We start from the raw sequence: 25,602 nt of genomic DNA, 5'->3' as shown, positions 1-25,602 counted from the left end.
TCACCCCGTATCATCCGCCCCGAGTTTCGGCGCTACGTCTTCAGAAACAACGAAATCAGCATGCATGTGCATGCCGCCTTCCGGCACCGGATCGGCAGGACGCGCATCGGCGTTCCTCCTCGCGGCGGACAGTAAGTCTTCTGTTTCCTAGTCAAGGGCTTCCACCCAACGTAAGGTGAAAACGCCTATAAGACTTATTTGGATTTTTATACCCCATAGGAAATCTTCTGTAAAAGCCTGAATAAGTGGCGTTTACAGGGGCCTGATGGCAGATGGGGCACGATACGCGGGAGAGGAATTTTCCCGGCGGGCTGTGTCTATATCCGCTTATATACAGACGCGCGCCGCCGGGTCAAGCGGGGACGACACGGATTGTCGTCCCCGGCATATCATGGGTGCCGGTTGTTATTCCGGCAGGCTGTAGGCGACCACGTAATCGCCCATCTTTGTGCCGAACGATCCATGGCCACCATCGGCCGTCACGATGAACTGACGCCCGTTGACGGAGTAGGTCATGGGCGTGGACTGCCCGCCGGCGGGCAGGCGGTCCTGCCACAACTGCTTCCCGGTCGTGACGTCATAGGCGCGGATGTAATAATCCAGCGTGGAGGTCAGGAACGCCACGCCACCTGCGGTCGTCAGTGGCCCGCCAAGGCTGGGCACGCCCATCTTGAACGGCAGCGGCAGCGGTGCGCTGTCGCGGATCGTGCCGTTGCGGTGCTTCCACACGATCTTGTTCGTGCGCAGGTCGATGCCCGACATGTATCCCCATGCAGGCTGCTTGCACGGCAGGCCCAGCGGCGACAGGAACGCATGCAGGTCCACGCCATAGGGGACGCCGAACTGCGGCTGCACGCCACTTTCGCTGCCGGACGGCAGGGACTTGTCCGGGGTTGCGGGGTTGTTCGGGCCACGCGGGATCAGGGTGGAGACGAACGGGATGGCGATCGGGTTGGCGATCGCGATCTGCCGGACCGGGTCAACAGCAAGGCCGCCCCATTCGAACATGCCCAGGTTGCCGGGGAACACCAGCGTACCCTGTAGCGACGGCGGCGTGAACGGCCCGTCATAGCGGAGCTGATGGAACATGATGCGGCAGATCAACTGGTCAAACATCGTGCCGCCCCACATGTCCGCATCCGTCAGGTTCTTCTTCGGGCGGAATGTCAGTTCGGAGAAGGGCTGCGTCGCCGACAGGTGATCGCCCGGCGCCGCACCCTGCGGGACGGGGCGTTCGGGGGCAGGGACCACCAGTTTGCCATTGCGACGGTCAAGCACGAAGATATTGCCGGTTTTCGCGGGGGCATACAGGGTGGGGACGATTTCGCCGTCCGCGTTGCGGATATCCACCAGGCTGGGCTGTGCCTGGATGTCCATGTCCCACAGGTCATGGTGAACGGTCTGGTAGCTCCAGGCCAGTTTCCCGGTCGATGCGTTCAGGGCGACGATCGAACTGGCATACCGTTCGGCATCCGCATTGCGGTTTCCGCCCCAGATGTCGGGGGTCTGCACGCCCATGGGAATATAGACCAGGTCCAGATGCGGGTCATAGGACGCCGTAATCCACGAATTGGGCGAATTGGGCACGAAATGATGCTGCTCGGACGGCATTTCGTTCGGGTCCTGGTTGCCCGGGTCGAACGCCCATTTCAGTTCGCCGGTGTTGACGTCGAACCCGCGCGTGACGCCGGATGGCTCATGCGTGGAATAATTGTCCGTCACCGCGCCAGAGACGATGACCATGCTGTCGGTCACGACCGGCGGGGATGTGGGTTCGTAAAATCCCGGCGTCTTGACCGTCATGCCGTCCTTCAGGTCAATCTCCCCGTCCTTGCCAAACCCGTGGCAGCGTTCGCCGCTATGCGCGTCAAGGGCGAACAGGCGGCCGTCATTGGTCGGCAGGAAGATGCGCTGCGCACATTCGGCAGGCGCGGCATCGGCGTCGGCCTTTGCCTCGTGGTAGGAGACACCACGGCAGGTCAGGTGCTGGAAGGTCGGGTTGTGGACGATCTGCGGATCGAATTTCCACCGCTGCTTGCCCGTGGCGGCGTCAAGCGCAAACAGGATCTGGTGCGGGGAGCACAGATAGACCGTATCGCGGATCTTGATCGGCGTGACCTCGTCCGTCGTCTCGCCCGGGTCGCCGGGGCCGCGCATGTCGCCGGTGCGGAAGGTCCATGCGACCTTCAGTTTGCTGACATTGGCGGCCGTGATCTGCTTGAGCGGAGAGAAACGGTCCCCGAATTCCGTCCGGCCATAGGCCTGCCAGTCCGCGTCGGGCATTTCGTTCGCATCCCCCGGCGTCGGGGCGTTCTGCGCCACGGGGGGCAGGTCGCCCGCAATATCCTGCGGATCCTGCGTCAGGGCGATCCCGACCACGGCCACGGCGGCCGCGATGACGGCCCCTAGTGCAAGGCGCGGTGGCCGGGTCTGCGTTGAAAGCGCGCGCGTCACGCCGGGCAGGAAGAACAGGAGACCGATCGGCACCAGGATATCGCCACGCGGGGCAAGGGCCCAGAAATCGAACCCGACCTCCCGCACGGCCCAGATCATCGTGCCGGCCAGCAGGACGGCATAGAGGGTCAGTGCGGTCTGGGAGCGTATCCACAGCATCCATGCCGTCGCCAGCAGCGCGGCGCCGGCGATGACATAATAGAAAGAGCCCCCCAGAACGGCCAGCCACAGGCCACCCCCCAGTAGATAAAGACCGGATATCGCACACACGGCGATGACGAGAAGGAGCGTGGGGGTGCGACCGGGGCCGGGATGGGAAGGGGGCGTATTCATGATCATCCTGAACAAAGCAAAAACAAGGCGTGCGACGGCTTTGCCCAAGGAGACAGCTTATAAAGCGGCCTCAGGTCAAGAGGTTATTTTTGACGATGACGTGTCAGGCCACCCCGCCATGGGGGTATGGCAGGCGGGGTGGGCGACGGATCATGAAAGGAGGGTGGGGGGGAGGGTTATTCCGCCGTGAGGACGACCTCCGCCAGTGTGTGGCGTGTTCCATGCGCGCGAATGGACTGCCGGACCGTGCGATAGCGCGTGACGAAATCTTCGGAGTCCGCAAGGCCCCAGCCAGCGAACACCGTCATGTCCAGTGCGGCGTCAATGTCCGCGCCGGTGGCAAGGGCGCGGTCCTGCGCGCTCAGGTGCGGTTCCACGATCGGGTAGGTCGCGCCATTGTCGTCACGCCCACGCAGATATTCGAGATAGCATGAGATCAGGAACGCGATGCGGACGGGGTTGCGGTGCGTCGCCAGCACCCCCATCGCGGTTTCACGGACGAACATCTGCAGCTTTGACGTGCTGTCCGAGGCGATGCGCAGCAACTGGTCGCTGATCGCATGGTTGCGGAAGCGGCGCAGCAGCAGCGCGCCATATTCCTGCAATGCCATGCCCGGCGGCGCGCTGAGCAGCGGTTCGGCGTCATAGGCAAGGTAGCGCTCCACCAGCGCCACCTCATACATGTCGGTCATGATGTCGCTGACGATGCGATATCCCGACAGCACGCCCGACAGGCCGAGGAGCGAGTGCGAGGCGTTGAGCATCCGCAGCTTCACTTCCTCGTACGGATGGACGTTATCCGTGAACTGCACGCCCACCGCGTCGAATTCGGGACGGCCCGCACAGAATTTGTCCTCGATCACCCACTGGATGAAATCCTCGCAGAAGACGGGGATGCGATCGTCAAGCCCGCTTGCGGCGTCAAGGCGGCGCACGTCATCGGGACGCACGGCCGGGGTGATGCGGTCCACCATGGTGCATGGGAAGGTCACGTTCTCTTCCATCCACTCCGCCAGCGCCACATCGCGGGCGCGCGCCCATGACAGGACGGCGGTGCGCGCGACATGGCCATTCTGCGGCAGGTTGTCGCACGACAGGATGGTGAACGGCCCGACGCCGCGGTCACGGCGCAGGCGCAGCGCCTCGGTCAGGACGCCAAAGGCGGAGTGTGGGACGTCGCGTTTCAGGTCTTCGGCAATGACGGGCAGGTCGAGCGGGAAATGACCATTTTCGTCAATGTAGTAGCCGCCCTCGGTAATCGTCATGCTGACGATGCGGATCGCGGGATCGGCCAGGCGTGCGATGACGGCGGCGCGATCGGCGGGGCCATGGACATATTCAACGATGGAGCCGATGACATGCACCGTGTCGGGCGCGTCGGGCGCGCAGACCGTCAGGGAATACAGGCCGTCCTGCGCCTTCATGGCGTCGGCCTTGTCCGTTTCGGCCGGACTGTCCATCAGGCCGATTCCCACGATGCCCCAGTCCGCCTGACCGGGACGGCCCAGCACGTGTTCGACATAGACGGCTTCATGCGCGCGGTGGAAATTACCGACACTCAGATGCGCAATGCCCGGCGTGACCTTCGCACGGTCATAGGACGGAATCGTGATCTCCGGCGGCAGGTGGGGCAGGGTATTTGAATTGAGTATGGTCATGACCATTTTCCACGGCAAAGTATTCACGACGCCTAATCAGAAATGGAAAACGTGACAACCCGCGAAAGTGATGTGCCTGCCGCCGGTTTTCGGAAGGGAGGGGACAGGGGCGACGGGCGTTGGCAGGATTTGGGGCATGGCGGGACGCGGCGGGGTGGCATTACGAAGTATTGCTGGATGTTGTCGGGGCGTTTTTCATGCGTCATGCAGATATTGGAAATAGGGAAATGGCATATTTCCTGCCGCCGCGCAGCCCATGTCCCGCCCGCATCCCATCGGGTGGCATGCAGGCAGGTGCCCCGGCCCGCATGGCCGGGGGAAGTGGGTCAGGCGGCCAGTCCGCCGTCCACGTTCAGGGCCGCGCCGGTGATGTTGTCGCTTTCGGGACGGGCGAGGAACGCCGCCATGGAGGCGATGTCGGCGGGCTTGCCATATTCCGGCACGCACAGGAAACCGCGCAGCATGTCCGCGCCCTCGCCATTGGCGGGGTTCATGTCCGTATCGATGGGGCCGGGCTGGATCACGTTGATGGTGATGCCCTCCGGCCCGAGGTCGCGCGCGGCGCCCCGTACGAAGCCGCCCAGCGCCGCCTTGGTCGCGCTGTAGAGCGAGATGCCGGGGAAGGGTGCGCGCTCGCCAAAGACGGAACCGATCAGGATGATGCGCCCGCCGCGCTTCATGTGCTTCACGGCGGCCATCGTCTCCAGCATCACTGCGCGCACGTTCAGGCCGAGTGTCGCATCCACCTGCTCCACCGTCATGTCCTGCACCCGGGCATAGGGATAGATGCCTGCATTGCACACCAGCGTATCCAGCCGTCCGAAGTCACGCACGACCTGTTCGATCATGTCCCGTGCCGCGCCATCGCCTTCGCCCGCGCGATAGGCGCGCGCCGTGCGGCCCAGCGCGGTGATCCGCGCCACCGTCTCGTCCTCTGCCGCCGCGTTGCGGGCATAGGAAATCGCGATATCGAACCCGTCCTTCGCCAAGGCTTCGGCGATGCTGGCGCCAATTCCGCGGCTGCCGCCGGTTACGATCGCCACACGTCGTGCTGTCATGCTCGTTTCCTTCCGTCCGGGGGCTGTCCGCCCCCTGTTGCCGTCACCTTATAGGCGCGCGCCATGGGGGAGACAACGCGCCGTGGTGGATCAGGGCTTGATTGGTGTCGCGGCGTTGTCTATAGGCAGCGATGTTCGCGCGTCCGGGCCTGATTCAGGGGCATGCCCGGCCGCAATGTCACGTTCATGTTTCCGCCGGTCCGTTGGGCAGGTGGCGCGTGAAAAAACGATGGAGATGAAAATGCCCAAGATGAAGACCAAGTCGTCGGTCAAGAAGCGGTTCAAGATCACCGCGACCGGCAAGGTGCTGGCTGGCCCCGGCAACAAGCGTCACGGCCTTATCAACCGTTCGCAGAAGATGAAGCGCACCAACCGCGGTTCGCAGACCATGACGGAAATGGATGGCCGCACTGTGAAGCAGTGGGCGCCCTACGGGCTGGCATAAGGAGCATCTGACACATGGCACGCGTCAAGCGGGGCGTTACCTCACACGCCCGTCACAAGAAGGTTCTGGAACTCTCTAAGGGTTACCGTGGCCGGTCTTCCACCAACTACCGCATTGCGCTCGAACGGCTGGAAAAGGCCCTTCGCTATGCCTATCGCGACCGTCGCAACAAGAAGCGTGAATTCCGCGCCCTGTGGATCCAGCGCATCAACGCCGCCGTGCGTGAGCATGGCCTGACCTACAGCCGTTTCATCAACGGTCTGGACAAGGCGGGGATCGAGATCGACCGCAAGGTGCTGGCCGCCATCGCGTTCGACGACGCGGCGACCTTTGCCGAAATCGTCAAGAAGGCGCAGGCCGCTCTGGCCTGAACCTGTCATCCACCCCGTGTGGTGACAGGTCCGCAAAACGGGTCGTCCTGCCGGGCGGCCCGTTTTGTTTTTAAGTTCCCCGGGCGCATCCCGGCGCGCGACAGCAGCGCCGTGGTCCCGCCCCACGTAACCCCATGACCGGCATGGCCGCCATTTGTCGAATGCGCCTCGGCCTGCCTGTCCGGTGAGCCTGTGCGAGGTAGCATGAGTGACGATCTCGAAACCCTGAAGCAAGACACCCTCAAGGCGCTGGCCGCGGCACCCGACCTGCGGGCATGGGACGAGGTGCGCGTCACGACGATGGGCAAGTCCGGGCGCCTGACCGGCCTGCTGAAGGAACTCGGTCGGATGTCGCCCGAGGAGCGCAAGGTCCGCGGCAGCGCGCTCAACCGCCTGCGCGACGAACTCTCGCGCGAGATCGCGGCCCGGGGCGAGGCGCTGGAGGCCGAGGCCCTCAATGCCCGCCTGGCTGCCGAACGGGTCGATGTAACCCTGCCCGCCGCCCCGCAGGCCGAAGGCACGCTGCACCCGATCACCCGCACGATCGAGGAAATGACCGCGATCTTCGGGTCGATGGGCTTCAAGGTTGCTGAAGGCCCGGATATCGAGACCGACTGGCACAATTTCGCCGCCCTCAATACACCCTCGCACCATCCCGCGCGCACGGACCAGGACACGTTCTACCTCCCGCAGGAGGAAGGCGGCACGGTGGAGCGCGTGCTGCGCACCCAGACATCAGGTGTGCAGATCCGCACCATGCTGGCGCATGAACCGCCCATCCGCATCATCGCGCCGGGCCGCACCTACCGCGCCGACCATGACGCAACCCATTCGCCGATGTTCCACCAGTGCGAGGGGCTGGTGATCGACCGCGACATCACGCTGGGCCACCTCAAGGGCTGCCTGTCGGATTTCCTGCGTGCCTTCTTTGCGCAGCCTGACCTGCCGGTGCGTTTCCGTGCGTCCTACTTCCCGTTCACCGAACCGTCGATGGAGGTCGATATCGGCTGGTCGCGCAAGACGGGGCAGATCGGTGGCGGCGATGACTGGCTGGAGGTCCTCGGCTCCGGCATGGTGCAGCCACGCGTGCTGGCGAACTGCGGCCTCGACCCGCGGGAGTGGCAGGGATTCGCGTTCGGCATGGGGATCGAGCGCCTGACGATGCTGCGCCATGGCATTCCCGACCTGCGTTCCTTTTACGACAGCGACGTGCGCTGGCTGCGCCATTACGGAACCAGCCCCCTGTCTCCCGCCCTGCTGCATGAAGGTCTGTGATCGATGAAGTTCTCACTGTCATGGCTGCGTGAACACCTAGACACCACGGCAACGCTGGAGGAACTGTGTGCGCGGCTGAACACGATCGGGCTGGAGGTCGAGGGGATCGAGGATCGCGGCGCGGTCCTCGCCCCGTTCCGCACCGCGCGCATCCTCACGGCGGAGCAGCATCCCAACGCCGATCGCCTGCGTGTCTGCCAGGTTGACGCGGGCGAGGGGTTCGAGCGCGTGCAGGTCGTCTGCGGCGCGCCCAACGCACGTGCGGGCCTGTCGGTCATCTTCGCCCCGCCGGGCACATGGATCCCCGGCAGCGACATCACCATCAAGGCCGGCAAGATCCGCGGCGAGGCCAGCGGCGGCATGCTGTGCTCGCTGCGCGAACTGGGTCTGGGGCAGGAAACCGGCGGCATTGCCGAACTGCCCGACGGTACGGTGGTGGGGCAGTCCTATGCCCTGTTCGCGGACATGGATGACCCGGTCGTCGAAATCGCCATCACGCCGAACCGGGGCGATGCGCTGGCCATCCGTGGCATCGCGCGCGACCTGGCGGCGGCGGGGATGGGGACGCTCAAACCCTGGCTGGCCGAAACGGTGGAGGGGCGCTTTGTCTCGCCCCTGACATGGGCCGACAGCTTTGCCGAGGCCTGCCCATGGGTGCTGGGCCGTACGATCCGTGGCGTGCGCAACGGACCCAGCCCGGAATGGCTGCAGCGGCGGCTGGAATCCGTGGGCCTGCGCCCGATTTCCGCGCTGGTGGACATCACCAACTATTTCGCGTTCGACCTTGGTCGCCCGCTGCATGTCTTCGACGTGGCGAAGGTGGGGGGCAATGTCCTGACCGTCTGCCGTGGCGCAGGCGAGACGCTGCGCACCCTTGACGGGGGCGAGCATGTCATGACGGTGGATGACTGCGTGATTGCCGACGCCAATGGCGTGCAGTCGCTGGCGGGCATCATGGGGGGCGAGGCCACCGGCGTGGACGAGGCGACGACCGACGTCTTTGTCGAATGTGCGCTGTTCGATCCCGTGCATATCGCCCTGAGCGGACGGCGGCATAACCTGCATTCCGACGCGCGCCAGCGTTTTGAACGCGGTGTGGACCAGGCCCTGCCGCCCGCAGCGCTTGAGGCCGCGACACGCATGATCATCGACCTGTGCGGGGGCGAGGCCAGCGAGGTCGTCTCCGCCGGGAGCGCGCCGGCATGGCAGCGTGACGCGCACCTGCGCTTTGAGCGCATCAGGACGCTGGGCGGCCTGACGGTTGTGCCGGACCGGGCCGTGGCCTCGCTCGAAGGGCTGGGCTTTGAAGTGCGCGAGCGTGATGCGGAGCATGTGGTCGTCAGCGTCCCGTCATGGCGCAACGACATCGCGACGCCGATGGTGCTGGACCAGGCGCGTGACCTGCCGCCCGAGCAGGCCGCCCGCGCGGCGCAGGGCGCGATGGCCGTGGATTCGGAAGTGGACCTGATCGAGGAGATCCTGCGGCTTGAGGGCATGGATGCAATCCCGGCGGTATCCCTGCCGCCGCTGTCCGCCGTGCCGGTGCCCGCGCTGACGCCCGCGCAGGTGCGCGCGGCCGCTGCACGGCGGCATCTGGCCGCGCGTGGCCTGCTGGAGACGGTCGGTTTCTCCTTCGTCGCGCATGAACAGGCCGCGGCCTTTGGTGAAACGCCCGAAAGCCTGCACCTGCTCAACCCCATTGCCGCCGACCTGGACCAGATGCGGCCCACGCCGCTGGTGAACCTGCTGGGCGCGGTGCATCACAACGCGGCGCGCGGCTATCCCGACCTGGGCCTGTTTGAAATCGGCGCAGGCTTTGGCGAGGCCGGGCAGCGGCAGATCGCAGCGGCCATCCGCAGCGGCCATTCGGCGCGCACCCCCGGCCATGCGGCAATGCCGGTGGACCTGTGGGCGGCCAAGGCGGATATCCTGGAGGTGCTGCGTGTCGCCGGTGCCCCGATGGAGGGGCTGAGCATTACGCCTGACGCGCCCGCGCATTACCATCCGGGCCGGTCCGGCACGGTGCGTCAGGGGCCGAAGCTGGTGCTGGGCTATTTCGGGCAACTGCATCCAGCACTGCTGGCCGAACGCGGGATCGACCTGCCGGTGGTGGGGTGCGAGGCCTTCATCGAGGACGTCCCTGAACCCAAGCGCCGTCGCCGCGCGGTGCCCAACCTGTCGCCGTTCCAGCCCCTGCACCGGGATTTCGCCTTCATCGTCGCAGGCGACGTTCCGGCGGAAAAGCTGCTGCGTGCCGTCAGGGGGGCTGAACGCAACCTGATTTCCGCCGTCAGCCTGTTCGATGTGTACGAGGGTGACAAGATCCCGGCAGGCCACAAGTCCATGGGCATCGAGATCACGATCCAGCCCATCGACCGCAACCTGACCGATGCGGATATCGAGGCCGTCTGCGCACGCGTGATTGCCGCGGCACAGAAAACCTGCAATGCCGAACTGCGTGGCTGAATGTGGGTGATGCGACGGGGCGATGTGTCCCGTCGCGTCCATGCATCTGTCATCCGCATGTCCATCAAGGGAGAGACTCCATTGCGCGCCATAGGGGGATGGATCGGGGCGGGGCTTGCCGTCCTGGTGGCGGGATATGCCAGTACGGCGGGCGCCACGGCGATCACGGGGGCCGGGTCCAGTTTCGGCGCGCCGATCTATGGCGCGTGGGGCGAGGACGCGGCGCGGGATGTGAACATCACCCTGAATTACCAGACGATCGGGTCGGGTGCGGGGCAGAACCAAGCGCGCGCCCGCACGGTCGATTTCGGGGCATCGGACGCGCCCATGTCGGCCACGGCGCTGAAGGATGCCCGACTGGCGCAGTTTCCCACCGTGATGGGGGCAATCGTTCCCGTCATCAACCTGCCGGGGATTGCGGATAACCAGTTGCGCCTGACGGGCGCGCTTGTGGCGCAGATCTATGACGGGGAAATCACGTCATGGAATGATGCGCGCATTGCCGCCGTCAATCCGGGGCTTGCCCTGCCGGACATTCCCGTCGCACCCGTGCGCCGTGCCGACGGGTCGGGCACGACCTTCGTGTTCACGACCTACCTTTCACAGTCATGGCCGCAATGGAAGGCGCAGGAAGGGGCCGGGACCTCGATCCAGTGGCCGGTGGGCGAGGGCGCGCGGGGCAATGACGGCATCGCCGCCGCCGTGCGCAATACGGAAGGGAGCATCGGCTACCTCGAATATGCCTATGCCGCGGGGAACCACATGGTCATGGCGCGGATGCGCAACAGCCATGGCGAAGATGTCGCTGCTGATAACGACAGTTTCGAGGCCGCTGCCCGCTCCGCAAAGTGGGAGGACGACGCGACACGCCGTGTCGAGATCCTTGACGCGGCGGGGGAAGGGGCATGGCCGATCATGTCGGCGACCTATGTCCTGATCCCCACCGATCCCACGGACCGCGCGCGGGGACGGGCGGTGCGCGATTTCTTTGTATGGGCATTCGAGCGCGGGGACGATACGGCGCGCAAGTTGCAATATGTGCCGTTGCCACAGGACGTAAAGGCCGGGATCGAAAGCTTCCTGAAGCAGGAATAGCGTGGGAGCAGGTGCGGACTTTGTTCAAAAAGGCAGGGTTTCCCGAAGCTTTTTGAAAAAGCTTCACCAAAAACTTCTGGATGATGACTGCGTGTCGAAATGCTCCTTTCAACGAACCGGGGGATATCGAACCTGCCCACCAGTTCATTGGATAAATCATGGTTTCCAAAGGGTAATACCCTTTGGCGGGTTTCAGGGCAGAGCCTTGAGATGCTCCATCGGTAATTAACGACCGCATCTGAAAAAAAGACCATGAAGCCGGCATGACGGGCACGGATATGGCACCATGGCGCAACCATCTTCCGGGAAAACAGGCATTGATGACACCACCGACCCCTTCCACGGTACAGCGGACGATCTGGCTCTTGGCGGGGGAGGCAAGCGGCGACGTACTGGGTGCGCGCTTGATGGGCGAACTGGCGCGACGTGACCCAAACCTGCGTTTCGTCGGGGTTGGCGGCGCACGGATGGAGGCCGCAGGCCTGCGGAGCGAATTTCCCATGCGGGACCTTGCGGTCATGGGACTGGTGGAGGTCCTGCCGCGCCTGCGTTTCCTGTCGCGCAGGCTGGAGCAGGCGGTGGCGCATATCCATGCGATCCGCCCCGACCTGATCATCACGATCGACAGTCCCGGCTTTGCCCTGCGCCTGCTGCGGCGGGTGGCCGCGCTGTCGGTGCCACGGGTCCATTATGTCGCGCCGCAGGTCTGGGCATGGCGGGAACATCGTGTGCGCAGGTTCCCCGGCCTGTGGGAACGCATGCTCTGCCTTCTGCCGTTCGAGCCTGCTTTTTTCGCCCGACATGGGGTGGAGGGACGCTTTGTCGGGCATCCGGTGGTGCAGTCCGGGGCGGATACGGGCGATGGGGCGGCGTTTCGCGCGCGCCATGGTATCGCGCAGGATGCGCCCGTGCTGGTGCTGATGCCCGGCAGTCGCCGTTCGGAGGCCCCGCGCCTGCTGCCGGTGTTCGGGGAGGTGCTGCGCCAGTTGCGGTCACGCTGCCCCGGCATCGTGCCGGTGGTGCCCGTGGCCCCGGTGATTGCCGACACCATCCGCCGGGGCGTCGCGGACTGGCCCGTCCGGCCCATCATCGTGACCGACCTGCAGGACAAGCACGACGCCTTTGCCGCGGCGGGTGCGGCCCTGACCAAATCCGGCACGTCCACGCTGGAACTCGCGCTAGCCGGGGTGCCCATGGCGGTGACGTACCGCGTCAATCCCGTGACCGCCGCGATTGCGCGCCGCCTGATCCGGGTGCCCTATGTCGCGATGGTCAACCTGCTGGCGGGGCATCGCCTTGTGCCTGAACTGCTGCAGGAACGCTGCCGGGCGGACCTGCTGGCCGATACCATCGTGCGCCTGCTGACGGACGGGCACAGCGCGCGCATGCAACGGGCCGGGTTTCGCGACATCATCGCCACACTGCACGGCCCGCAGGGCGACCCGACCGCCGCCGCCGCGGATGAAATCCTCGACCTGCTGCATGTGTCACAGGGTGCTGGAAAATAAGGACGTGGGGGCGCGGCCTTTTTGGAAAAAAGCCTCGCCCGAAACGTTCTTATGATTGCACGATGCTGCACATGGCGCATTTCAGGCAGCGCGCGGGCGGCTGCCTGATGCCTGTTACTGCGCGCTGTTGGGTGTCTTGGACGGCTGCGGACTGCCTGAGGGCGCGACCGGGGTGGGGGGCGGCGTCGGCTTGTCGCCATCAGGCTGCTGTGGCAGTTCGACCTGTGCATTCACAAGCGCACGCACCTGCGAGATGACCATGTATCCACCAAGCATGATGGTCAGGAAAATCGTCAGGATGATCCAGGCCAGCTTGGCGCGGGGATCCTGTTCCGGGGGAAGGTCAGCGGGCATGGGATCTCCTTTCCTGCTGCGGTGGTGGGCGAGGGGGCTCAGCCGTGCTTGTACAGTTCGTCCGCGCTGATCTGTGGCTGCGAAATCACCACCAGCCCCTCGGGCCGCATGGCGTTGAAGAAACAGCTACGCCGTCCGGTATGGCATGCCACGCCCTTCTGATCCACCAGCAGGAGGACCGCGTCACGGTCACAGTCCAGCCGCGCATCCACCAGCGTCTGCACCTGTCCCGATGTCTCCCCCTTGCGCCACAGCGCCTGGCGGCTGCGTGAAAAGTAGCAGACCAGGCCCGTGCGCAGCGTTTCCCCAAGGGCTGCGGCGTTCATCCATGCCAGCATCAGCACCTCGCCCGTGTCATGCTGCTGTGCAATGGCGGCGATCAGCCCGTCATCGTTGAAACGGACCTGGGCGATCATGCTGGCGCAGGTGGCGGCGTCGGGCGGGGTATAGGCCATGGGATCAGTCAATCCGGTAGAGGGAACATGCATCCTGTCACATGCCCGCAACGTCGCGGCGTGTCTAGCCTTCCCCTTCCTTTTGCGGCAGGTGGAACCATGCGGGCATGCGCACGGCAAGGGGATGCCCCGCCGCCGTCAGGCCCGGCGTGTGGATATGGGTGCTGCGGATCATGGCCATGCCCACCTGGTCGCGTGAGGAGCGGAGTTCGCCGACCTCGCGCCATTCATGCATGATGGGTGTCGCAGGGGGCGGCAGGTCGCGTGTGCCCTCGACCGGCAGGAGATGGCGCTTCACCAGCCCGCGATAGCGGGTGCGCGCGGTAAGTTCCTGTCCCATATAGCATCCCTTGGTCCACGAAATGCCATTAAGCTGGTCGAAATTGGCCTCCAGCAGCAGCGTCTTCCCTGACTCGCAGTCGCGCACGCCATCGGGCAGCCCAAGCGCAAGGCGATGGCGGTCGTAATCGACGTCATCCGCCGTGGTGTCTGGCGCGGCATGCCCGTGCAGCGTTCGCCATCCGGCCTGTGGCAGGCGGGGGTCGGCACTGGTGGGGAAGCGCCCGTCATCGGGCATCGCGCCGTCCCATCCCGCATGCACGGCGTATCCGGTTTCACTGATGTCCACATCGGCGCGCAGGCGATAGCGTGAGAGGCGCTGGCGCAGCATCTGTGCCTGTGACGCATCGCAATCAAGCAGCAGGCGTTCGCCATGCGGGTCGGCGAAGACAAAGAAATCCGCCAGCCACTTCCCCTGTGCGGAGAGGAATCCGGTCCATGCGGCATGGGCGGGGGTTACGGTTGTCATGTCATTGGACACAAGTCCCTGCAGGAACGAAACCCGGTCCCTGCCAGAGACAGCCAGCACCGCGCGGCCCGGCAGATACGCATACTTCACCATGACCTGCACTGTGGGGATACGGGCGGCATCAGGCAAGGGGATAACGGAGATTTGGCATCCCCGCCGAAGACGCATATGCACCGTTGCATGCGCATCCTGTTCATTACCTCCACCCGTCTGGGGGACGCCGTGATCTCGACCGGCCTGCTGGACCATCTCCTGCACCGATATCCGCAGGCGCGGTTCACCATTGTCTGCGGCCCCGTCGCGGCGGGCCTGTTCGCGCACATGCCGCAACGGGAGCGGACCATTGTCATGACCAAGCGGCCCTATGACATGCACTGGGTCGATCTGTGGCGGCAGTGCGTGGGAACGCGGTGGGACCTGTGCGTGGATCTGCGCGGATCGGTCATTCCGTTCCTGCTGCGTGTCGCCACCCGGCGCGGCATGCGTGGGGGACGACGGCCGGGGGCGCGTGTTTCCCACCTGGCGCGTGTGCTGGACCTGTCGCCGCCGCCCATGCCGGTGGTCTGGACCAGTGCTGCCGAACGCGCGCGTGCGGGCGCGCTGCTGCCCGACGGACAGGGACCGTGGGTTGCACTGGCCCCGACCGCGAACTGGGCGGGCAAGGTCTGGCCCGCCGAACGATTCGTCGCCTTCTGGCATGCGTTCGTGGCCGTCCACGGACCCGCGCGGCCCGTGATCCTGTATGGGCCGGGCGATACCGAACGTCAGATGGCGCAGGGGGTCATCTCGGCCCTTGGCGATGCCCTCGATACCGGGGGAGGGCTGTCCGTGACGGAGGTCGCGGCGCTGCTGCAGCGCTGCATGCTGTTCGTGGGCAACGATTCGGGCCTGATGCACCTGTCCGCCGCCGCAGGCACGCCGACGCTGGGTCTGTTCGGGCCAAGCCGCGCGGATGAATATGCCCCGTGCGGGCGTCGCGTAGCCCATGTGGTTGCGCCCGGCCCGGCGGGCAGTGCGGACATGCGCGACCTTGGTGTGAAAAATGTCCTCGATGCGGCGCTGCACCTGCTGGCGGACGTCGCGAAAGCAGGGTAAAGGCGCGCCGCGCGTCAATGGCGGGGCAGGGCGGGAATTGCCCCGTTCTTGCCATGTCGTGCCTTTACATCCCTGTGCGAACATAATTTTCTTAAAGGTCCGAGGACGATCATGATGGACATGCGCGGCGGTTTTCTGGCCCGTGGTTTCATGGCCCTGTGTGGGGTTGCGGCATTGGTGGGGCCGATGTCCCCCGTGGCGGTGTGGGCGCAGCCTGCTGCGGGAGGATGGACGCCCAAGGGGTGTGGGGCGGCCCCGGTCGCGCCAAAGGTCGATTCAGCCGACGTGTCGCGCTTCAACGCCAGCGTCGATCGGGTCAACGCCTATGAAAAGGCGGCCCGGACCTATGCCACATGCGTGGCTGCGGCATCGACGAAGGAACAGGCGGCCATCAGCGCGGATGCCAGCGCGCGCATGCACCGTGTCCACGAGTCCGCAGCCCAGGTCCAGAAGCAGGTATCCGACCAGTTCGCGCGCCTGTCAGCGGAAATGAAAAAAGGCCACGACCATCTGGCTGCCCGCTGATCCCGCCACGGGTGGAGCGGGCGCAGGAGCGTCCGCAACCGGAAGGGGCAGGTGATAGGGATACCTGCGTTGCGGCAGGGCCTCATGACAGGTGCAGGGTCGGTACATCCGGGTTTGCTGTCGCCGCGCAGGACAGGTATGGTCTGCCCTTCATGACAGGGATCGTCCCGGCGGGACGGGTGCCGTGCATCCTGCACGGCAGCAAGCGGAGAGCGGGTTAAACGTGGCTGACGACATCTTCAGGGAAGTCGATGAGGAAATGCGCGCCGAGCGGCTGCGCGCATTGGCGCGGCGTTACATGATGCTGGCGGGCGTCATTGTCGTGGCCATCTGCATCGGTGGCGGGGCGTGGCAGTATAATGCGTGGCGCGTGCAGCAGGCGGACCAGGCCAGCGCCGACGCCTATTTCGCGGCGCTCAGGAATGCGACGACGGCGCATACGCCCGACGGGGATGTGGTGGCGCTCAATGCACAGCAGAAGACCGCGCTGACGCAGCTTGCGACGCTGGAAAAGACCGCCCGCCCGCCGCTGCGCGCGCTGTCGCGGATGGAACGCGCCGCCCTGCTGGTCAACAGTGGCGACACCGCGCAGGCGCTGGCGCTGTGGGCGCAGGTGAACGCCGATCAGGCCGCCGATCCCACCATCAGTTCGCTTGCCGGCCTTTTGTGGGTGCAGCACCAGATCGATACGGCCGACCCCGCGATGCTGCGGTCGCGGCTGGCCCTGCTTGACGGGGCGCAGCAGCCATGGCGCGGCCTTGCGCTGGAGTGCGAGGCGCTGCTGGATCTGCGTCAGGGGCATGAGGACGATGCCCGCCACCGGCTGGAGCGGCTGAGCATGGACATGAACGTGTCCGACGGGGTGCGCACCCGTGCCGACGGACTGCTGCAGACGCTGGGGACCGGCCATGTCGGTGGATAAGGTCTCCCCCGGCATGGTACGGCCCCCCCACCCGACAGGCGTGAACGCAATGAAAAAGACCCTGACCCGCCGACGCGCCCTGCTTGGGGCGGCGATGCTGCCGCTGCTTGCGGAATGTACCGGCGGGACGCCGAAGAAGAAGCCGCTGCTGATCGGGCGGCGGACGGATGTGCTCAGCACCGGTGCGGGTCTTACAGTCGATACGGACGAGACGACCGCCACCGTGACGGTGCCCGCCGCCACGTCGATCAGTGCCTGGCCACAGCCGGGGCTGACGCCCGGGCATGGCGGCGTGAATGTCGCATGGGCGGGCAACATGCAGCACCAGTGGAGCCACAGGATCGGCGCGGGTAATTCGGAGCCTGAATTCCTGTCCTATGTCGCGCTTGGCAAGTCGGGACGCGGCATGATCCAGTCGCCGCCCGTGGTGCAGAACGGGCGGCTGTATGTCGCCGATGCGCAGGGCGTGATCCGTGCCTTTACATGGCCCGGCATGCACAAGGTCTGGGAATACAACCCCAAGCCGAAGAAGATGCTGTCGAACAATATCGGCGGTGGCATCACCATTGATGGCGATACGCTGTATGTGGTCGATGGCATCGGGCAGGCGCTTGCGGTGGATGCGCATACGGGCAAGCTGAAATGGCGGCTGCAGCTTGGGACGCCGGGACGTTCCGCGCCGACCTTTGCCAATGGGTGCCTGTTCTTTGGCACCATCGATGAAAAGCTGTTTGCCGTGAATGCGTCCAATGGCGATATCCTGTGGACCTATACCGCCACGTCGGCCGACACCATCATCGCGGGGCAGCCTGCGCCCGCCGTGATGGACGGCGTCGTGCTGGCCGGGTTCGGATCGGGCGACCTTGTCGCGCTGCGTGCCGAAGGTGGCGAGGTCGTGTGGGCCGATACGCTGGCCAGTTCCAACGGGCAGGGGGCGCTGATCGATTTTTCCTGCGTGCATGGCATGCCGGTCATCAGCAACGGCACGGCGTACGCCATCAGCACGGGTTCGGTCCTTGTCGCGATCGACATGCGTTCGGGGCGGCGCCTGTGGGAACGTGCGATTTCGGGGCAGAACACGCCTGTCGTGATCGGCGACTGGATCTTCCTGCTGTCGATGGACGAGGAACTGGCCTGCCTTGACCGGGAATCGGGGCATGTGCGCTGGATTACGCAGTTGCGCCAGTATGAAAACAGCACCAAGCAGAAGGGCGGCGTCGTCTGGACCGGCCCGCTGCTGGCTGGGGGGAAGCTGGTGTGCATCTCCAGCCTGCCGCAGAATGGTGTCGTCATCATCGACCCGGCAGTGGGGCACATCCTGTCGCTGCATACCCTGCCCGATATTGTGACCGTGACCCCGATTGTTGTTGACGGGCTTATGCTCCTGCTCAACAACAGCGGTGGCCTCATGGCCTATAGTTGAGAAAGTTCCAGTCGTGACCTCATCATTCCCGTCCGATCCGGGGCACGACCTGCCCGTCGTGGTCATCGCCGGCCGCCCCAACGTGGGCAAGTCGACGATCTTCAACCGTCTGGTCGGCCGCCGGCAGGCGCTGGTTGCCGACACGCCGGGCGTGACCCGCGACCGCAAGGAAAGCGAGACTACCGTGCGTGGCAGGCGCATCCGCCTGATTGACACCGCCGGGCTGGAGGAAGCCGCCCCCGACACGCTGTTCGGGCGCATGCGGGCATCGTCCGAATCCGCCGTGGCGATGGCGGACCTTGTACTGTTCTGCATTGACGCGCGCGCGGGCATCACGCCTGCGGACGAACATTTCGCGGCATGGCTGCGCAGGCAGGGGCGTCCGGTCCTTGTCCTTGCGAACAAGGCGGAGGGACGGCAGGGGGCCGCCGCCGCGATGGAGGCGTTCTCCCTCGGGCTTGGCGCGCCGCTTGCGATCTCCGCCGAGCATGGCGAAGGCCTGGCCGACCTCATGGGCGAAATTGCCGACCGTATTCCCGACGGCCCGACACAGCCGCGCCGCCCGTCCCGGCGCGAACGGGCCGAGGGCGAGGAGGAGGACGATACCCGTCCGCCCGGTCCGCTGCGCCTTGCCATCGTGGGGCGGCCGAACGCGGGCAAGTCCACGCTGCTCAACCGCCTGCTGGGCGAGGAACGGATGATCACCGGCCCCGAACCGGGGCTTACGCGCGATTCCGTATCCGTCATGCTGCATGACGACGAAGGCCCGATCCAGTTGGTCGATACGGCGGGACTGCGGCGCAAGGCGCGTATCGACGAGACGCTGGAGAAGATGTCCGTCTCCGCCTCCATCGAGGCGCTGAAGATGGCCGAAGTCGTGATCCTCGCACTTGATGCGACGCTGGGCGTGCATGAGCAGGACCTCCAGATCGCCCGCCTGATCGAGCGTGAGGGACGGTGCTGTGTCCTCGCGCTGAACAAGTGGGACGCGGTGGAGGATCGCAACGCCACGCGGCAGGCCATCCGCGACCGTATCGAAACCTCCCTCAGCCAGATGAAGGGCATTCCCGTCGTCGCGTTTTCCGCGCTGACCGTGGCGGGGGTCAACAAGCTGCTGCCGACCGTGCGCCATGCCTATGAGGTGTGGAACCGCCGTGTGCCGACGGGGGAACTCAACCGCTGGTTCGAAATGATGGTCTCGCGCCATCCGCCGCCGCTGGTGCAGGGACGGCGGCTTAAGCTGCGCTATATCACGCAGGCCAAGTCGCGGCCGCCGACCTTCATCCTGTTCGGCACCCGGACCGAACAGATGCCCGAGGATTACCAGCGTTACCTGGTCAATGGCCTGCGTGAGGCATTCGACCTGCCGGGCACACCGATCCGCCTGCTGCTGCGTGGTTCACAGAACCCGTACGCCCCGACGAAATGATCCTCTGGACAGAAGATAAAAGTTTATGGGCGCCGCCTTTTGACAAAAGGGCGGCGTTCTTCTGTTTCAGGGCCTTTTCAGGCAACCAGTGACGCCAGCAGCGTAAACAGCAGTCCAAGCACGGCGATCAGGGTTTCCACGACCGACCATGTGCGGATGGTCTGCCCCACCGTCAGGCCCAGATATTCCTTGATCTGCCAGAAGCCCGCATCATTGAGCGGGCCGAGCGCGACCGAACCCGCGCCCGTGACGATCACCATCAGTTCGGGCGAGACACCGTGCGCATGCAGCAGGATCGGCCCCACGATTCCCGATGCCGTGCTCATCGCCACGGTGGCCGATCCGGTGGCGACGCGCACCACGACCGCCAGCAGCCATGCCAGCACCAGCAGGGGGACATGCGCGCCCAGCGCCAGCGTGGTGATGGACGATGAAATCCCGCTATCGACCAGTTCGCGCCCGAACCCGCCGCCCGCGCCGACCAGCAGCATGATCAGCGCGGTTGGGCCGAGGCATTCATTGGTGAACTTCAGGATGGTCGCGCGTGAAAAGCCCCGCGCGACACCCAGCACGTAGAAGGACAGCACCGTCGCGATCGCCAGCGCGATATCGGTATTGCCGACGAAATGCAGGATCGTGTTGGCCGTGTCACCGGGGCGCGAGAGCAGGTCCGCCACCGATCCCACCAGCATCAGCAGCACCGGGCACAGGATCGAGAACACCGTGGTCATGAAGGGCGGCAGGTTCGCGGGCGTCGCGTCATTGACGAACTGGCTGGCGAGTGCGGCCTCGTTCGTTGGGCCAATCCGCGGGGTGATGAACCGGGCATAGACGGGACCGGCCAGGGCCGCGACCGGCGTTCCGATGATGGCCCCCCACAGGATGGTGCGGCCCGTATCCGCATGATAGGCCGCCAGCGCCAGCAGGGTTGCGGGATGTGGCGGGATCATCGCATGGGTGACCGACAGCGCCGCCCCCATCGGCAGCGCCACCATCAGCAGCGGCGTCTGCGTGCGTCGCGCAAGGGTGAAGGCCAGCGGGATGAGCAGGACGAACCCGACCTCGAAAAAAACCGGTAGTCCCACCAGAAGGCCAATGACCATCATGGCCCAACTGACGCGGCGTGCGCCCGCGATGCGGGTGATGGTCAGGGCGATCTGGTCCGCGCCGCCGGATTCCGCAAGCATCTTGCCCAGCATCGTGCCCAGCGCGATCACGGTGGCGACATGGCCCAGGACCTTGCCCGTGCCCTCCTCGAACGAGGAGATGGCCTTTTGCGGCGGCATGCCCGCGCATAGTGCAAGCAGGATCGACACACCGAACAGCACGATGAACGGATTGATCCTGCATCGCCCGATCAGGACGATTACGGCGATTATGGCCATGACGGCAAGGGTAACGGCAATAAAAGGGGACATCATCACATCTGTAAAATTATTATTGACATCATCACATCTGTAAAATTATTATTATTGGGTGATCTGTCGCGACATGCGCCGCATGTGGGGTGAAAAGGCGAATATGGAACGCGACCATGGCGTAACGTAGGCAATATTGCACACGATCCTGGGTGCCGTGCGTCCGTGTCGGGATGGTGACTGGAAAAATAAATCCTTTTCCATAAGCTGACCGGACATGCCCGGCATATGGGAACACCATCTGCCGCCAGCATCGCGAGCAATGACAACAGTTGCAAATAACAAGACAGAATGAAAGCCGTCCGCGCTTTCATCATAAAAACCGGACAAGGAAACTGTCATGTCGTCACTTCAGTCCCCGGCATCCATAACACGGCCCGACGGGACGCAGGGTTCCCCCGAATTCCTGGCCCGTTCCGTGGGCGTCAGCCTTCTTGCGGCCCTTGCCGGACTGATGTTCGGCCTTGATACGGGTGTCATCGCCGGGGCCCTGACCTTCATCGGCGATGAATTCCATGCCTCCGCGCAGATGCAGGAATGGATCGTCTCCTCCATGATGGCGGCTGCCGCCGTGGGGTCGATCGTGGCGGGGAACCTGTCGTACCGCTTTGGCCGGCGCAAGGCGTTGATGGGGGCGGCGATCCTGTTCCTTGCCGGGTCGGTCACCTGTGCGCTGGCGCCGTCCGTCATGGTGCTGGTCATCGGCCGCGTCTTCCTGGGCCTTGCGGTCGGGATCGCGGCATTTACCGCGCCGCTCTACATTTCCGAGGTGGCGATGGAATCCTCCCGCGGGTCGCTGATTTCATGTTACCAGTTGATGATGACACTGGGCATTTTTCTGGCCTATGTCGTTGACAGCTTCCTGTCCTATGGCGGGCACTGGCGATGGATGCTGGGGCTGATGACGCTGCCGGCGGTGGTGTTCTGCATTGGCTGCCTGTTCCTGCCCGACAGCCCGCGCTGGCTGATGATGCGCGGCGATACGCGCCATGCCCGCCTTGTCATGCGCTACCTGCGTTCAAGCCCGCAGGAGGCGGATCGTGAAATCGACGACATCGCAACAGAACTGAAGAAGGAACATGGCAATGTGTGGACCTTCTTTCGCACCAATCCCAATTTCCGCCGCTCCGTCGGGCTGGGGATGCTGCTTCAGGTGATGCAGCAACTGACGGGCATCAACGTGCTGATGTATTACGCGCCCAAGGTCTTTCAGGCCGCGCATTTCGGCGTTGCGGCCGCCACGTGGTCCACGGCGGTCATCGGTCTGGTCAACATGGCGGCGACGGGGCTTGCGATCCTGTTCATCGACCGCTGGGGGCGTCGCCCGCTGCTGCTGCTGAGTTGCGTTGTCATGACGCTGAGCATGGCGGCCGCGGGCGCGCTGGTGGCGATGGGGGCCTCGACCCTGCCGCAGGAGATCGGGATGGTGGTGGCGCTGCTGCTGTTCGTTGCGGGATTCGCGATGGGGGCGGGGCCGCTGGTGTGGACGCTGTGTTCGGAAATACAGCCGCTGCGGGGCCGTGATTTCGGCATCGCATGTTCGACATTCACGAACTGGGCCGCCAACTGGCTGATCAGCAACACGTTCCTTTCGGTCCTCGAGGTGTTGGGAGAGGCACGGACCTTCTGGCTTTTCGCGCTGATGAACGCGATATTCATCGTCATTACCCTTGGCTTCGTGCCGGAGACCAAAGGCGTCTCCCTTGAGGCGATCGAGGATCACCTGATGAAGGGACGCAGGCTGCGTGACCTCGGTCGCTGAGGCGGCGATCAAGGGGGATTTCTGACCCAATGGGGGAATTGCAGGTTTCATGATTATCCGCACTGACGAGACATTCGACATCGACACGCCCTCTGGCCGGATGCGCCTGCATGTCTTTCGCCCCGTGGCGGAGGGACAGTTTCCCGGCATCGTCCTGTTTTCGGAAATCTATCAGGTCACGGCCCCCATCCGCAGGCTTGCGGCCATGGTGGCGGGGCAGGGCCATGTCGTTGCGGTGCCGGAGGTGTACCATGAATACGAACCCGCGGGCACGGTCCTGGCCTATGACAGGGCGGGCACGGATCGGGGCAATGCCCTGAAATATACCAAGCCCCTCGCGGCCTATGACCATGATGCCCATGCGGCGGTGTCGTGGCTGGTTGATGACTGCGCCGTCTGTTCGGGGCGGGTGGGGACGCTGGGCGTCTGCCTTGGCGGGCATCTGGCCTTCCGTGCGGCGTTCGATGCGCGCGTGCGGGCGGCGGTATGCTTTTACGCCACCGATATCCATTGCGCCTCCCTTGGGGAGGGGAAGCATGACGATACGCTCGCACGCCTGCCTGAAATCTCAGGCGAGGTGATGATGGTGTGGGGACGTCAGGACCCGCATGTGCCGTTCGCCGGCCGGCAGTTGATCCGTGAGCGGATGGAACTGGCGGAAATACGTTACGAATGGCATGAATTCAACGCGCAGCATGCCTTCCTGCGTGATGAAGGGCCACGTTACGACGCGGCGCTGTTCCTGCAGTGCATGGACATGGCCAAGGCGCTGTTCCACCGTAACCTGACATGATGGCCGGGCAGGGGAACATGCCGCCCCGCCCTGTTCAGGGCGCGCCGCGCGTCAGCAGGCCCGCCACCAGCACCAGCGCTACGGCAAGGCCCGTTTCACGGTTGAAGCGGAACAGGCGCAGGCATTGCGGGGCATTGTGTTCGTCAAGGCGCATGACCTGCCATGCCAGCAGCGCGGCCGGCAGCGGCAGCCCGGCCCAGAAACCCGGTCCCTGGTGCGACAGCGCCCCCGCCGCCGCAATGCCTGCAAGCGCGAGTGCGTAGCAGGTCCCGACAAAGCCGCGCGCCATGTTCGCCATCAGGCGCGATGTGGATTTCACCCCGATCCGGGCGTCGTCTTCCATGTCCTGAAAGCCATAGATCGTATCGAACCCCAGTTGCCAGACGATGGTGGCGGCATAAAGCATACCCTGCGCCAGGTCGATGCGGTCCGCCGCCGCCGCATATCCCAGCGGGGCGCCAAACCCGAACGTGAAGCCCATGACAAGCTGCGGCCACCACGTCACCCGCTTGGCCAGTGGATACAGCGCCACCAGCAGGAGCGAGGAGGCACCCAGCACCCGTGACAGCGGGTTGAGGCACATCAGGATATTGAACCCGATCAGCAGCAGCGCGATCAGGAACAGCCCGGCCTCGCGCATGCGCAGCGCGCCACTGGCCAGCGGGCGTCCGGCGGTGCGCGCGACCATGCGGTCGATATCGCGGTCCCACATGTCATTGACCACGCATCCCGCCGCGCGCATGACGATACTGCCGATCCCGAACAGCACGATCAGGCGCAGGCGTTCGCGTGGCGCGACACCGGCAGGCAGCAGGATGCCCCATACCCCAGGCAGGAACAGAAGCCATGTCCCGATGGGCCGGTCCAGCCGTGCCAGCAGCGCATAGGGGCGCAGGGGCGCGGGAAGACGCCCGATCCAGCCGTCAGTACGGATGTCGGTATGCGACGCGGACTGTGTCACGACATGTATTCTCCCGGCGATGAGGCCCGGCATGACGATGACGCCGGGCGACCTGGCTGCTAATGCGGACACAGATGGGCCGGATGATCGTGCGTGGTCAAGTCCGGGCCGCGACGACAAGACCGAGATGGCAGGCCGATACGCCACAGACCGAAGGAAACATCATGAGGGACAGTCCCCGCCTGTTCATGGACCCGCAGGCATACCCGCCCATGCAGCCCGAAATGGTCATCCGGCTGGAACCGGATCGCGCGCATTATCTGGGCAATGTCCTGCGTCTGGGCGCGGGCGCGCGCGTGGTCGTGTTCAACGTCCGCGATGGTGAATGGTCCGCCACCATAGAGATGCTGCGCCGTGATCGTGGGGAAATCCGCCTTGGGCAGATGGATCGCGCGCCGTGCGTGACGCGGGGGCCGCAGATCATGTTCGCGCCGCTCAAGCGCGATGCGACCGAAATGATCATCCGCATGGGAACGGAACTTGGTGTTGGCTGTTTCCATCCCGTCATTACGGAACGCACGAATACCCATCGCCTGAACGAGGGACGGCTGTCGGCCATCGCGCGTGAGGCCAGCGAGCAGTGCGAGCGCCTCGATGTTCCCGACATCCGCCCGATCCGGCCGATGACGGATGCGATTGCGCACTACCCGGCAGATATGCAACTGTTCGTTGCACTTGAACGTCTGGACCCCACGGCGCAGGAAGGTGAAGTTCCCCGTGCGCGTCCCGGCGATGCCCTGCTGATCGGACCCGAAGGCGGGTTTTCGGCCCAGGAGCAGGCGTTCCTGCGTCGCCAGCCTGTCACACGGGTGCTGTCGCTGGGGCCGCTTGTGCTGCGGGCGGATACGGCGGCAGCGGCAGGACTGGCCCTGATGGGGGCTGGCATCCGCAGGGGACTGGCCGGAGGGGATTGATCCGGCCGCTCTCTGGCATAGGGACCAGATCCGGTCCACAATGGTTTCGCACTCTTTCTGTAACGAGGATTCCCGCCACG

Annotated in this window: 22 protein-coding genes; 14 read left to right on the top strand and 8 right to left on the bottom strand. The window is 65.0% G+C overall.

Translation table 11 applies throughout. The features are described from left to right. Positions 1–405: 405 nt before the first annotated feature. The 3 genes from CFR72_RS07155 to CFR72_RS07145 all read right to left on the bottom strand — a co-directional run bounded on the left by CFR72_RS07155 (position 406) and on the right by CFR72_RS07145 (position 5,503). Complete coding sequence (locus CFR72_RS07155) at positions 406–2,787, bottom strand: glucose/quinate/shikimate family membrane-bound PQQ-dependent dehydrogenase (protein WP_110913302.1); 2,382 nt, start codon at positions 2,785–2,787, stop codon at positions 406–408. Between the two features lie 176 nt (positions 2,788–2,963). Then, positions 2,964–4,445 carry a mannitol dehydrogenase family protein gene (locus CFR72_RS07150; protein WP_233043032.1) on the bottom strand — a complete coding sequence of 494 codons (1,482 nt, stop codon included), beginning with the start codon at positions 4,443–4,445 and terminating at the stop codon, positions 2,964–2,966. Positions 4,446–4,771: 326 nt separating this feature from the next. Next, entirely contained in the window at positions 4,772–5,503 is a 732-nt protein-coding gene (locus CFR72_RS07145) for an SDR family NAD(P)-dependent oxidoreductase (protein WP_110913300.1), read from the bottom strand. A 241-nt stretch (positions 5,504–5,744) separates the two neighbouring features. Here CFR72_RS07145 and rpmI point away from each other — a divergent pair, with 241 nt between their 5' ends. From rpmI to lpxB, 6 genes are all read left to right on the top strand, one after another. Next, positions 5,745–5,948 carry a 50S ribosomal protein L35 gene (gene rpmI, locus CFR72_RS07140; protein ID WP_110913318.1) on the top strand — a complete coding sequence of 68 codons (204 nt, stop codon included), beginning with the start codon at positions 5,745–5,747 and terminating at the stop codon, positions 5,946–5,948. Positions 5,949–5,962: 14 nt separating this feature from the next. After that, on the top strand, positions 5,963–6,319 hold the full coding sequence (gene rplT / locus CFR72_RS07135; protein ID WP_003620466.1) for a 50S ribosomal protein L20: 357 nt from the start codon (positions 5,963–5,965) through the stop codon (positions 6,317–6,319). A 204-nt stretch (positions 6,320–6,523) separates the two neighbouring features. Beyond that, positions 6,524–7,594, top strand: coding sequence for a phenylalanine--tRNA ligase subunit alpha (pheS, locus tag CFR72_RS07130; RefSeq protein ID WP_110913299.1), 1,071 nt, complete (start codon positions 6,524–6,526; stop codon positions 7,592–7,594). Positions 7,595–7,597: 3 nt separating this feature from the next. After that, positions 7,598–10,060: a phenylalanine--tRNA ligase subunit beta gene (gene pheT, locus CFR72_RS07125; RefSeq protein ID WP_110913298.1), complete on the top strand. Its 2,463-nt coding sequence runs from the start codon at positions 7,598–7,600 to the stop codon at positions 10,058–10,060. A gap of 57 nt (positions 10,061–10,117) precedes the next feature. After that, positions 10,118–11,155, top strand: a complete 1,038-nt coding sequence (gene pstS / locus CFR72_RS07120) for a phosphate ABC transporter substrate-binding protein PstS (protein ID WP_110913317.1) — start codon at positions 10,118–10,120, stop codon at positions 11,153–11,155. Between the two features lie 320 nt (positions 11,156–11,475). Then, on the top strand, positions 11,476–12,663 hold the full coding sequence (gene lpxB / locus CFR72_RS07115; RefSeq protein WP_110913316.1) for a lipid-A-disaccharide synthase: 1,188 nt from the start codon (positions 11,476–11,478) through the stop codon (positions 12,661–12,663). A 114-nt stretch (positions 12,664–12,777) separates the two neighbouring features. Here lpxB and CFR72_RS07110 read toward each other — a convergent pair whose 3' ends face one another. From CFR72_RS07110 to ygfZ, 3 genes are all read right to left on the bottom strand, one after another. Continuing rightward, complete coding sequence (locus tag CFR72_RS07110; RefSeq protein ID WP_110913297.1) at positions 12,778–13,017, bottom strand: hypothetical protein; 240 nt, start codon at positions 13,015–13,017, stop codon at positions 12,778–12,780. 38 nt (positions 13,018–13,055) lie between these two features. Continuing rightward, positions 13,056–13,472: a phosphoribosyl-AMP cyclohydrolase gene (gene hisI, locus CFR72_RS07105; protein WP_110913296.1), complete on the bottom strand. Its 417-nt coding sequence runs from the start codon at positions 13,470–13,472 to the stop codon at positions 13,056–13,058. Positions 13,473–13,536: 64 nt separating this feature from the next. Beyond that, the gene (ygfZ, locus tag CFR72_RS07100) at positions 13,537–14,373 is read right to left on the bottom strand and encodes a CAF17-like 4Fe-4S cluster assembly/insertion protein YgfZ (RefSeq protein ID WP_110913295.1); all 837 of its coding nucleotides are present in this window, start codon (positions 14,371–14,373) and stop codon (positions 13,537–13,539) included. Between the two features lie 87 nt (positions 14,374–14,460). Here ygfZ and CFR72_RS07095 point away from each other — a divergent pair, with 87 nt between their 5' ends. The 5 genes from CFR72_RS07095 to der all read left to right on the top strand — a co-directional run bounded on the left by CFR72_RS07095 (position 14,461) and on the right by der (position 19,674). Beyond that, a complete protein-coding gene (locus CFR72_RS07095; RefSeq protein ID WP_110913315.1) occupies positions 14,461–15,375 on the top strand; it encodes a glycosyltransferase family 9 protein in 915 nt (304 codons plus the stop codon). 111 nt (positions 15,376–15,486) lie between these two features. After that, on the top strand, positions 15,487–15,900 hold the full coding sequence (locus CFR72_RS07090; protein ID WP_146220672.1) for a hypothetical protein: 414 nt from the start codon (positions 15,487–15,489) through the stop codon (positions 15,898–15,900). Between the two features lie 223 nt (positions 15,901–16,123). Continuing rightward, complete coding sequence (locus CFR72_RS07085; RefSeq protein WP_110913293.1) at positions 16,124–16,822, top strand: tetratricopeptide repeat protein; 699 nt, start codon at positions 16,124–16,126, stop codon at positions 16,820–16,822. Between the two features lie 49 nt (positions 16,823–16,871). Beyond that, positions 16,872–18,245, top strand: coding sequence for a PQQ-like beta-propeller repeat protein (locus tag CFR72_RS07080; RefSeq protein WP_110913292.1), 1,374 nt, complete (start codon positions 16,872–16,874; stop codon positions 18,243–18,245). Between the two features lie 13 nt (positions 18,246–18,258). Continuing rightward, positions 18,259–19,674, top strand: a complete 1,416-nt coding sequence (der, locus tag CFR72_RS07075; RefSeq protein WP_110913291.1) for a ribosome biogenesis GTPase Der — start codon at positions 18,259–18,261, stop codon at positions 19,672–19,674. A gap of 77 nt (positions 19,675–19,751) precedes the next feature. Here the strand turns inward: der and CFR72_RS07070 are convergent, their stop codons facing one another. Then, a complete protein-coding gene (locus CFR72_RS07070; protein ID WP_110913314.1) occupies positions 19,752–21,092 on the bottom strand; it encodes a GntT/GntP/DsdX family permease in 1,341 nt (446 codons plus the stop codon). A 340-nt stretch (positions 21,093–21,432) separates the two neighbouring features. Between CFR72_RS07070 and CFR72_RS07065 the strand changes: the two genes are divergently transcribed. Next, the gene (locus tag CFR72_RS07065) at positions 21,433–22,854 is read left to right on the top strand and encodes a sugar porter family MFS transporter (protein ID WP_110913290.1); all 1,422 of its coding nucleotides are present in this window, start codon (positions 21,433–21,435) and stop codon (positions 22,852–22,854) included. A gap of 49 nt (positions 22,855–22,903) precedes the next feature. Next, entirely contained in the window at positions 22,904–23,647 is a 744-nt protein-coding gene (locus CFR72_RS07060; protein ID WP_110913289.1) for a dienelactone hydrolase family protein, read from the top strand. 34 nt (positions 23,648–23,681) lie between these two features. Here CFR72_RS07060 and ubiA read toward each other — a convergent pair whose 3' ends face one another. Continuing rightward, the gene (ubiA, locus tag CFR72_RS07055) at positions 23,682–24,608 is read right to left on the bottom strand and encodes a 4-hydroxybenzoate octaprenyltransferase (protein WP_208629984.1); all 927 of its coding nucleotides are present in this window, start codon (positions 24,606–24,608) and stop codon (positions 23,682–23,684) included. A gap of 164 nt (positions 24,609–24,772) precedes the next feature. Here ubiA and CFR72_RS07050 point away from each other — a divergent pair, with 164 nt between their 5' ends. Next, the gene (locus CFR72_RS07050; protein WP_110913313.1) at positions 24,773–25,522 is read left to right on the top strand and encodes a 16S rRNA (uracil(1498)-N(3))-methyltransferase; all 750 of its coding nucleotides are present in this window, start codon (positions 24,773–24,775) and stop codon (positions 25,520–25,522) included. Positions 25,523–25,602: the final 80 nt, after the last annotated feature.

This window comes from Gluconacetobacter entanii, assembly GCF_003206495.1.
Classification (GTDB): Bacteria; Pseudomonadota; Alphaproteobacteria; order Acetobacterales; family Acetobacteraceae; genus Novacetimonas; species Novacetimonas entanii.
The sequence above is the reverse complement of the archived record's forward strand: the minus strand, read 5'-3'. Positions and strand labels throughout refer to the sequence as shown.